The 12,233-nt window shown below is 65.6% G+C and carries 10 protein-coding genes and 1 pseudogene; 5 read left to right on the top strand and 6 right to left on the bottom strand.

Annotation, left to right across the window (positions count from 1 at the left end; translation table 11 throughout):
- Positions 1-20: 20 nt before the first annotated feature.
- Both WH367_RS15910 and WH367_RS15905 read right to left on the bottom strand, forming a co-directional pair.
- Positions 21-1,022, bottom strand: coding sequence for a YhdH/YhfP family quinone oxidoreductase (locus tag WH367_RS15910; RefSeq protein WP_339536839.1), 1,002 nt, complete (start codon positions 1,020-1,022; stop codon positions 21-23).
- Positions 1,023-1,185: 163 nt separating this feature from the next.
- Complete coding sequence (locus WH367_RS15905) at positions 1,186-2,403, bottom strand: CaiB/BaiF CoA transferase family protein (RefSeq protein ID WP_339536838.1); 1,218 nt, start codon at positions 2,401-2,403, stop codon at positions 1,186-1,188.
- 127 nt (positions 2,404-2,530) lie between these two features.
- Here WH367_RS15905 and WH367_RS15900 point away from each other — a divergent pair, with 127 nt between their 5' ends.
- From WH367_RS15900 to WH367_RS15885, 4 genes and pseudogenes are all read left to right on the top strand, one after another.
- A complete protein-coding gene (locus WH367_RS15900; protein WP_339536837.1) occupies positions 2,531-3,370 on the top strand; it encodes an IclR family transcriptional regulator in 840 nt (279 codons plus the stop codon).
- 61 nt (positions 3,371-3,431) lie between these two features.
- On the top strand, positions 3,432-4,586 hold the full coding sequence (locus WH367_RS15895) for an acyl-CoA dehydrogenase family protein (protein ID WP_339536836.1): 1,155 nt from the start codon (positions 3,432-3,434) through the stop codon (positions 4,584-4,586).
- An 80-nt stretch (positions 4,587-4,666) separates the two neighbouring features.
- A pseudogene (locus tag WH367_RS15890) lies at positions 4,667-5,663 on the top strand (tripartite tricarboxylate transporter substrate binding protein).
- A gap of 27 nt (positions 5,664-5,690) precedes the next feature.
- Entirely contained in the window at positions 5,691-6,782 is a 1,092-nt protein-coding gene (locus WH367_RS15885) for an NAD(P)H-dependent flavin oxidoreductase (protein ID WP_339536835.1), read from the top strand.
- A gap of 50 nt (positions 6,783-6,832) precedes the next feature.
- Here the strand turns inward: WH367_RS15885 and WH367_RS15880 are convergent, their stop codons facing one another.
- A complete protein-coding gene (locus tag WH367_RS15880) occupies positions 6,833-7,858 on the bottom strand; it encodes a methionine synthase (protein ID WP_339536834.1) in 1,026 nt (341 codons plus the stop codon).
- 131 nt (positions 7,859-7,989) lie between these two features.
- Positions 7,990-8,973, bottom strand: a complete 984-nt coding sequence (locus WH367_RS15875; protein WP_339536833.1) for a DUF1852 domain-containing protein — start codon at positions 8,971-8,973, stop codon at positions 7,990-7,992.
- Positions 8,974-9,108: 135 nt separating this feature from the next.
- On the opposite strand from WH367_RS15875, the gene WH367_RS15870 reads away from it, so the two are divergent.
- On the top strand, positions 9,109-10,026 hold the full coding sequence (locus tag WH367_RS15870) for a LysR family transcriptional regulator (protein ID WP_339536832.1): 918 nt from the start codon (positions 9,109-9,111) through the stop codon (positions 10,024-10,026).
- Here the strand turns inward: WH367_RS15870 and WH367_RS15865 are convergent.
- A complete protein-coding gene (locus tag WH367_RS15865; protein WP_339536831.1) occupies positions 10,023-11,510 on the bottom strand; it encodes a sensor histidine kinase in 1,488 nt (495 codons plus the stop codon). The two genes, WH367_RS15870 and WH367_RS15865, sit on opposite strands and share 4 nt — an antisense overlap.
- On the bottom strand, positions 11,511-12,191 hold the full coding sequence (locus WH367_RS15860) for a response regulator transcription factor (RefSeq protein ID WP_339536830.1): 681 nt from the start codon (positions 12,189-12,191) through the stop codon (positions 11,511-11,513).
- Between the last annotated feature and the right edge of the window lie 42 nt (positions 12,192-12,233).

Here is a 12,233-nt window from a genome sequence, read left to right as displayed (position 1 = left end):
TACGGAGGCCCAGTATGGGCTTATGCGTCCGCAGCCCCAAACCGCACTACCGTGCGCCCACTTGTTGCCCCCTCCAACTGCCGCGCCGCATGCCCCAGCAACTCGTCCAGCCCGATAAAGCGCACATCGGGCAGCAGCGCGGCAAAGTCCGGCTTCCAGTCGCCCGCGAGCTTGTCCCACAGCCTGCGCCGTTGCGGCCAAGGGGCGTTGGCAACAATGCCGAACATCTGCGCGCGGCGCATGATGAAGGGCAGCACGCTGCCGTCAAAGCTATTGCCCGAGGCATTGCCCACGCTGGCCAGCAGGCCGCCATCGGCCAGAGACCGCAGCATCCATGACAGCACCGCGCCGCCCACGTTGTCGATGCCGGCAGCGAACTGCGGCTTTTCGATGGGGCGCTTGGAATCCACCACCTGGCTGATGTCGATCACCTCGCTGGCGCCGAGGGCGCGCAGTGCCGCTTCGTTGCTGGGGTTGCGGGTCAGCGCCGCGCTGCGGTAGCCGGCCCGGTGCAGCATATGGAGGGCCAGCCGGCCCACGGCGCCGCCGGCGCCGGAGATGGCGACCAGGCCGCTGTCGGGCTGGAGGCCCAGTTCTTCAAAGCGCTCCAGCGCCATTGCCGCAGTAAAGCCGGGCACACCAAGGATGGCGACCTGCTCGGCGCTCAGGCCTGCGGGCAGGGCTTGCAGGTGCTCGGCGGGCGCCTGCACCAGTTCGGCAAAGCCACCATCGACATCAATGCCGCGCCCGAAACCATGGCTGAGCACCATGTCCCCGGGCCGGAACTGTTCGCTGCGCGATTCAAGCACTTCGCCCACCATCTCGATCCCCGCCACCCGGGGGAACTGCGTGATGATCCTGGCGGCGCCGTGCAGCGACAAACAGTCCTTGTAGTTGACGCCCGCATAGTGGGCCTGCACCAGCACCTCGCCGGGCGCGAGTTCGCCGCGCTGCAGGGTCTCTATCTGTGAGTGGATGGCTTTGTCCGCGCTGCGCGTGACCATGGCCTGGTAGCGGTTCATGCAGTTCTCCTGAAGTGTCGCTAACACAACCCTTGATACGTCGTTGCCGAACCTTGTCGTACTACTGTACTGCCTGCGGCTCGACGCCTAGTCGGCGACGCCTAGTCTCAATCGCAAACCTTCGGTTTGCTGGGCCATGTTAGCGACCTATTGAGGAATACGGTCAGACCACGCCTTGCGCGCGCAGCTGGGCCAGTTCATCGGCCGAGATGCCGAAGGCGGCATAGACCTCGGCGTTGTGCTCGCCCAGCGCCGGGCCGGTGCGGGGCACCGGCATATCGCGGCCGATGATGCGCGGAACAATGCAGGGCGCAGGCAGGCTGCCATGGTCGGCATCGGCCAGGCGGATGATGGCCTCGCGCGCCTGAAAATGCGGGTCCGCCTCGATATCGGCGATGTCATAGACCTTGCTGAACGGAATCTCGCAGGCCTCCAGCTTCTGGCTGATCAGCGCAAAACCATGCTCGGCAAACCAGCCGCTGACGATGGCATCGAGCGCATGCACATGGGCCACGCGCTGGGGCAGGCTGCCAAAGCGCGGGTCGTCTGCCAGCTGGGGCTTGTCCATCGCCTTGCACAGCCGCAGCCAGACGGCCTGCGATGACGCCACCATCGAGAAGAACACACCATCGGCACTGCGGTACATGTTGGATGGCGCCGTGTAGGTGGCCAGATTGCCTTCGCCGCGCCGGGCCAGGCCCAGCTGTTCATGCTCGACGGGCAGCGGGTCCAGAATGCGGAACAGCGCCTCGGTAGCAGACAGGTCCACCTCCACGCCCAGCGCCTCGGGGTCGGCACGCAGGCGGGCCATTTCTGCGGCGATCGAGAACGCGCAGAAGATGCCGGCGACCGAGTCGCCGATCGGGTAATTGCTGTGCATCGGCGCGCCGCCTGCAGGGGCCGTCAGGTTGGTGAAGCCGCTCATCGCCTCAAACACCCGCGCAAAGCCGGCGCGGGCGCTGTAGGGCCCCGTCTGGCCAAAGCCGGTCAGCCGCACCACGATGAGGCGCGGGTTGGCGCGGTGCAGGGTGGCAATGTCCAGGCCCCAGCGGTCCAGGCTGCCGGTGCGAAAGTTCTCCACCAGCACATCGAACTGCGCCAGCATGGCCAGCAGCAGCGCGCGCCCCTGAGGCTTGCGCACATCCAGGGTGATGCCGCGCTTGCCCCGGTTCGCCACCTTCCACCACAGCGGCGATCCGTCCTTGATGGGTTGCATATGGCGCAGCGCATCGTTGCCATCGGGCAGCTCCAGCTTGACAACATCGGCGCCATGGTCGGCGCACATGGTCGCGCCACTGGGCGCAGCCAGCACCGTGGCCATGTCCAGGATGCGTACGCCGGCCAGCGAGCCTGGGTTGGTCTTGGTCTTGTGGTGGGTCATGAAAACTCTTCGTGCAGTAAGCGCAATAGCCGCTTTGTCCCACAGCGGATGGGCAGCTGCAATAGCATGTTTCGCTTAGCGAAACACTCGGCTCAAACGATTGACCTGGAAAGGCTGCCGCCCAATCATGACCACACGAACCACCGCCAAACCTGCCGTGCACACCATCCCTCTGCCTGGGCTTGTCAGCCCCCATGACCTCACGCAAGACCGCCAGTTCTCGATGAACCTGGCGCGCGGTCTGGAGGTGCTGAGGGCGTTTACGCCGGCCAGCCCGGTGCTGGGCAACCGCGAGATTGCCGACCGCACCGGCCTGCCCAAGCCCACCGTTTCAAGGCTGACCTATACGCTCACCTTGCTGGGCTATCTGAGCCGCGACGGCCAGCTGCAAAAGTACCGGCTGGGCCCGGGCGTGCTGTCGCTGGGCCACCCGCTGCTGGCCAGCATGGCCGTGCGCCAGGCGGCCAAGCCGCTGATGGAGTCGCTCGCCCGCAGCACCGGCTGCACCGTCAACATGGGCGTACGCGACCGCGACCAGGTCGTCTATATCGACTCGGTGCGGGCCGATTCCACCAACCAGCACCTGCCCGATATCGGCTCCACCCGCCCGCTGCTGTCCAGCGCCATCGGCCGGGCGCTGATCCTGGCCTGCCCGGCGGCCGAGCAGCGCGCCATCGTCAATTACCTTCGGGTCAAGGACCGTGCCGAGTATGACGCCCAACTGCCCCACTGGCAGGCCGATGTAGTGCGTTTCCAAGAAGAGGGCTACTGCCACTCCAAGGGCGACTGGCGCAAGGAGATCCATGCGATTGCCGTGCCGGTGCGCACCCACCTGGGCGGCTTGCCCGTCGCGCTGAACTGCACCTTGTCCACCCACCGGGCGTCCAGGAACCTGCTTAGCCGCGAGGTGGCACCGCTGCTGAAAGATGCCGTTTTTCAACTGGAACTGGCGCTGGGCATGCGCTAGGGCCCAGCGCCCAAGCCTTGCAGCCAGCGCCGGTTCCACCCCTCCCCAAGAAAGAAGTGTGATGATCCGAGACCCCCAGACGTTTGAAGCCATGCTGGCCGAGCTGCGCAGCTTTCTGCGCAACGAATGCCAGCCGATCGAGGAACAGGTGGATGCGCAGGACCTGATCCCCGAGCCGGTGGTGCAGCGCATGCGCGAGCTGGGCCTGTTTGGCCACAGCATCCCCGAGGCCTATGGCGGCGCGGGCCTGACGACCGAGGAGCTGGCGCTGGTCAATATCGAGGTCTCGCAGGTAGCGACCACGTTCCGCGCGCGCTTTGGCGGCAATACCGGTATTGCATCGGAGTCGCTGGTGGTCGATGGCACCGAGGCGCAGAAGACTAAGTACCTGCCGCAGCTGGCCAGCGGCGAGGTGACGGGCTGCTTTGCGCTGACCGAGCCCGAGGCTGGCTCGGATGCCACTGCGCTGCGGACCACCGCCGTGCGCGACGGCGCGCATTTTGTCATCAGCGGGCGCAAGTGCTTTATCACCAATGCGCCGATTGCCAACCTGTTCACCGTGTTTGCCCGGTCCGAACCCGGCAGCAAGGGCGCCAACGGCATCAGCGCCTTTCTGATCGAGCGCGGCACGCCCGGGCTGTCCACACCACCGGCGATGCGCAAGATGGGCCAGCATGGCTCGCCCGTCGGTGAGGTAGTGCTGGACCAGGTGCGCGTGCATGAAAGCGCCATCGTCGGCGGCCTGGAGGGCAAGGGCTTTCGCACAGCGATGCGCGCGCTCAACAAGCAGCGCATCAACCTGGCCGGTCTCTGCGTGGGCCCCGCCACCCGCCTGGTGCAGGAGATGGCCCTGCAAGCGCAGCGCCGCCAGCAGTTTGGCCAGCCGATTGGCGAGTTCCAGCTGGTGCAGCAGCTGATTGCCGAAAGCAACACCGAGGTGCACGCCGCCCGCGCACTCGTGCTGGAGACCGCGCGCAAGCGCGACGATGGCCAGGACGTGACCATGGAGGCCTCTATGTGCAAGCTCTTTGCCTCCGAGACCTGCGGCCGTGTGGCCGACCGGGCCGTGCAGATCTTTGGCGGCAGCGGCTATGTGGCCGGCAATGTGGCCGAGCGCTTCTACCGCGATGTGCGCCTGTTCCGCCTCTACGAAGGCACGAGCCAGGTCCACATCACCAATATCGCCAAACGCACGATGGCGGCGCTGACTTCGTAACCGCCAACCATCACCGCGCCGAGACTAGAACAAGAGCAGACCTACAAAAGCCGAATCCACCCTTCTCAGGAGACAAAGCCATGCAGACCATCCCATCACTCGCCCCTGCGGCGCGCGCCTTGCTGGCGTGCAGTCTGGCCGTCACTGCGCTTGCGCAGGCGCAGCCCCAGGCGGAAGGCTATCCCAACAAGCCGGTCAAGGTCATCGTGCCGTTCTCGGCGGGGGGGGGTGGTCGATTCGGTTGCGCGCATCATCAGCGACAAACTCTCTACCCAGTACGGCAAGCCCTTCATCGTGGAGAACAAGACGGGTGCGGGCGGCTCGATTGGCACCGACTATGTCGCCAAATCGGCACCTGATGGCTACACCCTGCTGGCGGTCAGCCCCAGCCATGCGGTGGCGCCCGCGCTGCAAAAGAGCATCAGCTGGAGCCCCGTGCGCGACTTCAAGGCCATTGCCGGCTTTGGCTATGTGCCCAACATCATCGTCGTGCACCCCAGCCTGCCGGCCAAGACCATGGCCGAGTTCGTCGCGCTGGCCAAGAAGAGCGAGCCACCGCTGACCTATGCCACCGCTGGGCTGGGCACCTCCAACCATCTGTCGGGCGAGCTGCTGGCGCAAGAGGCCCGTATCGCGCTCGCCCATGTGCCCTACAAAGGCCAGTCCGAGGCCTTGAACGACCTGCTCTCCGGCCGGGTCAACATGATGCCGCTGACCTCGGCGCTCGCGATCCCCCATGTCAAAAGCGGCAAGCTGCGCGCGCTGGCCGTCACCACCGCCAAGCGCTCCAGCGCATCGCCCGATCTGCCGACCGTGGCCGAGGCGGCGCAGTTGCCCCACTACAACGTGGGCACCTGGTTTGGCTTGGTGGCGCCGGCCAAGACGCCGGCTCCTGTGCTGCACAAGCTGTCGGCCGATATTGCGCAAATCCTCGCGCAGCCCGATGTCAAGACCAAGCTCGAATCGCTGGGCATGGAGCTGGCACCGCAGAACGCCGAGCAGTTCGATAGCTTTATCGCGCAGGAGAGCGAGAAGTGGGGCCAGGTCATCAAGCAGGCCGGCATTGAACCCAACTGATGGCTGCACCGAGACAAGGCCCGCACCATGCCGCAATTTCAAACACCGCTCTGCCAGCGCCTGGGCATCCAGCATCCCATCTTTGGCTTCTCGCACGAGCCCGATGTCGTAGTCGCCATTGCCCAGGCCGGCGGCTTTCCCGTGCTGGGGCTGGCGCGTGATGCGCCGCAGGATATTCCGGCCATCGTGCGCGATGTGGAGCAGCGCCTGGCAGGTCTGCCCTATGGCATTGACCTGATGCTGCCGGCGCATGTGCCAGAGCAGGCCGATCCGCAAAGCCTGCAGGCGGCGCTGCCGCCCGCGCATGTCGCGTTTGTGGCGGGGCTGCGGCAGCGCTTTGCCATCCAGCCACCCAGCCAGCCCAGCTTCTTTACCGCCCATGCGCGCTCGGAGGCCATGTTTCAGGCGCAGATCGATGCGGTATTGAACTCCCAGGCCTGCGTGGTGGCAACGGCCATCGGCCTGCGTGCCGAGCTGATTGCCGAGGCCAAGCGCAGAGGCAAGCTCACGTTCTCGCTGATCGGCTCAGTACGCCATGCGCGCAAGGCGCTGGACATGGGCGTGGACGTGCTGGTGGCCCAGGGCTATGACGCGGGCGGCCATACCGGCACGGTGGGCACGATGTCGCTGCTGCCGCAGGTGGTGGAGCTGGCACAGAACACGCCGGTGCTGGCCGCTGGCGGCATCGCCACCGGTGCGCAGGTGCTGGGCAGCATCTGCAGCGGCGCGCAGGGCGCCTGGCTGGGCACCTTGTGGATGGCCGCGCAAGAGAACCACACGCCCGCTGCGTTGCTGGACCGGCTGATCGCCAGCAGCAGCGAGGACACCGTTATCTCGCGCGCCCACAGCGGCAAGCCCTGCCGCGTGGTGCGCAGTGCCTGGATCGACGCCTGGGACGAGGCCGATGCGCCCGTGCCGCTCGGCATGCCCCAGCAGCAGGCGTTGACCGGTGATGTGTTCGCCTCCATCCACGAACATAACCATGCCCAGCTGATCTACGAGGCCGCCGGGCAGAGCGTGTTCGGCATCAAGGCGCGCACGACGGTCGCCGCGCAGATGACCCTGCTGGTGGCCGAGATGCACCAGGCCTGGGGGCGGGTGAGCGGGTTTGTGCAGTAGCTGACCTGGTCGGGGAGACCAGGTTAGGTTGACCGGGTCATGCTGGCGTATCAGGCAGCAGCCAGCCGCTCCTTGGCCAGCTGGGTGCCCGCTGCCAGTGCCTTGAGCTTGCCCCAGGCCACATCGCGCGACATCGGTGCCAGGCCGCAGTTGGTGCAGGGGAAGAGGCGGTCCGCGGGCACAAACTCCAGTGCGCGAGCAATGGTGTCGGCCACTTCCTCGGGCGTCTCGATGGTGTCGCTCGCCACATCGATCACACCCACCATGACATCCTTGCCCGCCAGCAGCTTCATCAGGTCGGGCGGCACATGGGAGTGGATGCACTCCAGGCTCACCTGGTCGATGCTGCTGCGCGCGAGCGCCGGGAACACCATCTCGTACTGGCGCCATTCGTCGCCCAAGGTGCTCTTCCAGTCGGTATTGGCCTTGATGCCGTAGCCGTAGCAGATGTGCACCGCCGTTGTGCAGCTGAGGCCCTGCGCTGCGCGCTCGAGCGCCTGCACGCCCCAGTCGGCCGCATCCTTCATGTAGACGTTGAAGGCGGGTTCATCAAACTGGATGATGTCCACGCCATCGGCCTGCAGGGCCAGCGCTTCCTGGTTCAGCAGCTCGGCAAAGGCCATGGCCATCTTTACCTTGTCGCCATAGAAGCGGTCCGCCACGGTGTCCACAATGGTCATCGGGCCGGGCAGGGTGAACTTGAGCTTTTTTTGGGTGTGGGCGCGTGCCAGCTGCGCCTCAAACGCATGCACGCGGCCCTTGAGGCGCAAGGCCGACACCACCTGCGGCACCATCGCGTCGTAGCGGTTGTCGCGGATGCCCATCTTCACCTTGTTGTCGAAGTCGATGCCTTCGACCTGCTCCAGAAAGCCATGCACAAAGTGCTGGCGCGCCTGCTCGCCGTCGCCCACGATGTCCAGACCGGCATCTTCCTGGGCCTTGATCCACAGCAAGGTGGCATCCGCCTTGGCCTGGCGCAGTGCATCGCCTTCTGCCATCCACTGGGGCCAGAGCTTGTTGGTTTCGGCCAGCCAGGCGGGTTTGGGCAGACTGCCGGCAATGGAGGTTTCAAACATCAAAGATTTCCTTTTCAAAAATGAGGGGCAGGTTGGCGTGCAAGGCATTGTGCGCACGCCGCTGCGCAAGGGGGTTGCCTAGGTGACATCGGCAGCATGGCGCCGCAGCGCCAAGGCCTTGGAACAGGTTCTTAAACGCTGGCCTGGGCTGCCCAGGCTTGCAGAACACCTTGATAGGGCTTGATGAAGTGCTCCTCGGCAAACCGGCCTTGTTGGATGGCCAGCTGGCTGCGCTCTTCGCGGTCGTAGACGATCTGCGTCAGCGAGTAATCCTCGTGCTTCAGGCTCGGCTGGTAGCGCGCACCGGCGGCGGCATTGGCGTTGTAGATCTCCGGGCGGTAGATCTTCTGGAAGGTCTCCATCGTGCTGATGGTGGCAATCAGCTCCAGGCTGCTGTAGTCGCCCAGCAGGTCGCCATCAAAGTAGAAGGCCAGCGGCGCAACGCTGTTGGCGGGCATGAAAAAGCGCACCTGCATCCCCATCTTGGCAAAGTACTGGTCGGTCGACGACAGCTCGTTTTGCTGGTACTCGATGCCCAGCACCGGGTGCTGGTTGCCGCTGCGCTGGTAGACCTTGCTGGTCGATGCGCTGATGCAGATCACCGGCGGCTTGCTGAAGTTGTCCCGGTAGGTGCTGGATCCCGCAAAGGCCTTGAACAGCTTGCCATGCAGATCGCCAAAATGCGCCGGGGTGCTGAAGCCGGCCCGGTCCAGGTTGTGCGCCGGCAGCAGCACGCTGAAGTCGTAGTCGCGCACATAGGACGAGAAGTTGTTGCCCACAATGCCGGCCGTGCGCTGGCCCGTCTGCTTGTCGAGGATATGGGTCTGGAGCATCTCGATCAGCGGAAAGGCCTCCTGGTTGCGCTGCGCACCCAGTTGCATTTCCACCGTGACGATGTCCAGCTCCACTGCATAGCGGTCAGCGCTCGGGTTGTCCCAATGGGCCAGCTCGTTGAAGCGGTTGTCGATCATCCGCAAGGTGTTGCGCAGGTTCTGCTGCCGGCTCTGGCCCCGGGCCAGGTTGGCAAAGTTAGTGGTGGTACGCGTGCTGTCGGAGGGCTGGTAGTGCTCGTCAAAACGCAGGCGCTGGAGGGTGAAGCGGATGTCGCTGCTCATGGGGGTCCGATCGTTGAATGCGGGGGATCTGAAGCGCACAAGACGTCACTCAGACCGATGGGCCGGATGTTAGAGCGGGTTATCCATGAAGTAAAATGGTTTTATCTCATAAATCCATGAATGTGGTTCATCTGAATGTTGGAACGTATCCACCTCAGCATCGTCCAGCAGGTCGAAAAGCAGGGCTCGCTCACCGCCGCTGCCGGCGTGCTCCACCTCACCCAATCGGCCTTGAGCCACAGCATGAAAAAGCTCGAGCAGCAGCTGGGCACGGATATCTGGCTGCGCGAAGGCCGCAGCCTGCGGCTGACGCAGGCCGGCCAGTACCTGCTGGCGGTGGCCAACCGCGTGCTGCCGCAGCTGGACCTGGCCGAAGAGCGCCTGGGCCAGTTTGCCCAGGGCGAGCGCGGCGCGCTGCGCATTGGCATGGAATGCCACCCCTGCTACCAGTGGCTGCTCAAGGTCGTCTCGCCCTACCTGGCCGCCTGGCCCGATGTGGAGGTGGACGTGAAGCAGAAATTCCAGTTCGGCGGCATTGGCGCGTTGTTTGGCTATGAGATCGACCTGCTGGTCACGCCAGATCCGCTGTTCAAACCCGGGCTGCAGTTTGAGCCGGTGTTTGACTACGAGCAGGTGCTGGTCGTGCCCCGGGGCCATGCGCTGGCCTCTGCCGCCTATGTGAAGCCCCAGCAGCTCGCGCAGGAGGTGCTGATCAGCTACCCGGTCGATATCGAACGGCTCGACATCTACAACCAGTTCCTGCTGCCCGCCGGCATCACGCCCCGGCGCCACAAGGCCATCGAGACCACCGACATCATGGTGCAGATGGTCGCCAGCGGCCGGGGTGTGGCGGCGCTGCCGCGCTGGCTGGTGGAGGAGTACGCCGCCAAGATGGACGTGGTGCCGGTGCGGCTGGGCCCGCGCGGCATTGCCAAGCAGATCTTTCTGGGAGCGCGCGAATCGGACACCGCCATCGACTATGTGCGCGCCTTTATCGAACTGGCGCGCCAGCCGCGTGCGCTCACAGCCGCTGCTACCGCCAACAAAGCCTAGCCGGGGCCGGCCACGCGCACAAAACGCACGCTGATGCGCAGGCCCGGGCCAAAGGGTGGCGTGTAGCGCTGCTGGGCATCGGCCAGTTGCAGGCTGGCGCCGGTGGCACGTGCTACCTCCTGCACAATCGCCAGCCCCAGGCCGGTGCCGGGCGTGTCATTGGCCAGGCGGTAAAAGCGCTCCAGCACCCGATCGCGGCTTTGCGCCGGTATGCCCGGGCCATTGTCCTGCACCCACAACAGCAGGCTGCCGGCGCTGGCCTCCAGGCCCAGGGTGACCTGGCCTTGCGGCGGCGTGTAGCGGATCGCGTTGTCCACCAGATTGGCAATCAGCTCGGGCAGCAGCCGGCTGCTGGTGTAGAGCGAAAACGCATGCGCATCGGCTGAGGGCATTGCGCCATCGGCGGGTGCTGCAGCTGGCGCTGCGCGTTCTTCCCAGCCCAGGTCGATCTGCTTGAGGTCGGCCGCCGGCGCCAAGGCTTCCAGGCACTGCAGGCAGAGCGCGCGCAGGTCCAGCCACTGCGGCGTTTGGGCGGCATGTGCGGCGCCGCCGGCCTCGGCCTGCGCCAGGGTCAGCAGCTGGTTGGCCACATTGAGCAACTGCTGGTTGCTGCGCTGCAGCCGCTGCAGCACAGCCAGGCGCTGCGCGACCGACAGGGCGGCCAACTCGGCAGGGGTCTGGCCCAGCGCCTGCTCCAAGGTATGGGCCTGGATGGCCAGCGGCGTGCGCAGCTGGTGCGCGGCATCCGAGATGAACTGGCGCTGGCGCGCGACCTGGGCGCGGATGGTGCGGGCAAACTGGTTGACGGTATCGGTCAGCGGCCGCAGCTCCTGGTGGATCTGGCGCGAGTCGAGGTGAAAATCCAGATCCCGGGCCGGGCGCTCGGCCAGCTGGCGCGCCATGCGCAGCAGCGCGCGCAGCTCCAAGGTCAAGGCGGTGGCGCTTACCAGCACGGCCACGGCCAGCGCCCAGAGCAGGTATTCCATCGTCGGCCACCACAAGGTCTGCACCATGTTGTCGCGGCTGTGCGTGGTTTTGCCAACCAGGATGGTGATCTCGCGCGCGCCTGCCACGTCATACATGGCCCGGCGCGTGATGACGGCGCGGATCGGCTGGCCTTGCCAGACGGCGTCATACCACTGGGCGTTGTCGCTGCCGCTCAGCTGCAGCTTTGGCGGCTGCGGAAAATTCTGCTGGCCCGCCAGCAGCTGGCCTTGCGCATCCATCACGCTCAGGTAGACATGGTCGCGCGCGGGCGACATGAACAGGCTGAGTGCCGAAGGCGGCACGCTGGCGCGCACATCGCCGTCTTCCCAGATCAGGCGGTCAGCCAGGATCTTGGCCGAGGACAGCAGGTCATGGTCCTGCACATAGTCGGCCGCATCCTCGGCATGCTCATGGGCAAACCAGCCGCACAGGCCCACCAGCACCGCCAGCGGCAGCAGCAGCCACAGGGCCAGGCGTGCGCGCAGGCTGTGCAGCATTCAGTCCCCGCCGGCCAGTTTTTGCTTGAGCAGGTAGCCCACGCCGCGCAAGGTCATGATGGTGGTGTCGCTGGCCTGCAGCTTCTTGCGCAGGCGGTGCACATACAGGTCCACCGCGTCGGCGCTGGCCTCTTCGTCCATGCCGTAGATCACATCCATCAACCGCTGCTTGGGCAGCGTGCTGCCGTTTTGCAGCATCAGCGCTTCGAGCACGCTGCGCTCGCGCGGGGGCAGGGCCAGCTCTTCGCCCGCCACGCTGAACAGGCGCGTGCGCAAGTCCAGCTGCAGGTTGCCGCAGCGCACCTGGTTCTCGCGCCCGGGCATCTGGCGCCGCGCAATGGCCTGCATGCGCGCCAGCAACTCGCGCACTTCCACCGGTTTGACCAGGTAGTCATCGGCGCCAATCTCCAGGCACAGCACCTTTTGGTCGAGCGAATCGCTGGCCGTCAGCACAATCACCGGCAGGCTGTCCCCCCGCTCACGCAGGCGGCGCAGCAAGGCCTTGCCGCTCAGCTGGGGCAGGTTCAGGTCCAGCAGCAGCAGGTCGTAGTGCGATTGGCTCAGCAGCTGGTCGGCTGCATCGCCACGGTCCACATGGTCCACCACAAAAGCATGCTGGCGCAGCAGCTCGGCCAGGGACTGGGCCAGTTCCAGGTTGTCTTCGACCAGAAGGATCTTCATCGGAGGAGGGGGTGCGCCGGGCGCCCGCAAATAGATCAGGGA

This window comes from Comamonas sp. MYb21 (assembly GCF_037479395.1).
Classification (GTDB): Bacteria; Pseudomonadota; Gammaproteobacteria; order Burkholderiales; family Burkholderiaceae_C; genus Comamonas.
Note: the sequence above shows the minus strand (reverse complement) of the source record. Positions and strands in the feature narration are given on the sequence as shown.

What these genes read in the sequence shown, in the direction of transcription:
- WH367_RS15910 (WP_339536839.1), bottom strand. Translation starts at nt 1,022, where the DNA reads ATGAACCGCTACCAGGCCATGGTCACGCGCAGCGCGGACAAAGCCATC.
- WH367_RS15905 (WP_339536838.1), bottom strand. Translation starts at nt 2,403, where the DNA reads ATGACCCACCACAAGACCAAGACCAACCCAGGCTCGCTGGCCGGCGTA.
- WH367_RS15900 (WP_339536837.1), top strand. Translation starts at nt 2,531, where the DNA reads ATGACCACACGAACCACCGCCAAACCTGCCGTGCACACCATCCCTCTG.
- WH367_RS15895 (WP_339536836.1), top strand. Translation starts at nt 3,432, where the DNA reads ATGATCCGAGACCCCCAGACGTTTGAAGCCATGCTGGCCGAGCTGCGC.
- WH367_RS15885 (WP_339536835.1), top strand. Translation starts at nt 5,691, where the DNA reads ATGCCGCAATTTCAAACACCGCTCTGCCAGCGCCTGGGCATCCAGCAT.
- WH367_RS15880 (WP_339536834.1), bottom strand. Translation starts at nt 7,858, where the DNA reads ATGTTTGAAACCTCCATTGCCGGCAGTCTGCCCAAACCCGCCTGGCTG.
- WH367_RS15875 (WP_339536833.1), bottom strand. Translation starts at nt 8,973, where the DNA reads ATGAGCAGCGACATCCGCTTCACCCTCCAGCGCCTGCGTTTTGACGAG.
- WH367_RS15870 (WP_339536832.1), top strand. Translation starts at nt 9,109, where the DNA reads ATGTTGGAACGTATCCACCTCAGCATCGTCCAGCAGGTCGAAAAGCAG.
- WH367_RS15865 (WP_339536831.1), bottom strand. Translation starts at nt 11,510, where the DNA reads ATGCTGCACAGCCTGCGCGCACGCCTGGCCCTGTGGCTGCTGCTGCCG.
- WH367_RS15860 (WP_339536830.1), bottom strand. Translation starts at nt 12,191, where the DNA reads ATGAAGATCCTTCTGGTCGAAGACAACCTGGAACTGGCCCAGTCCCTG.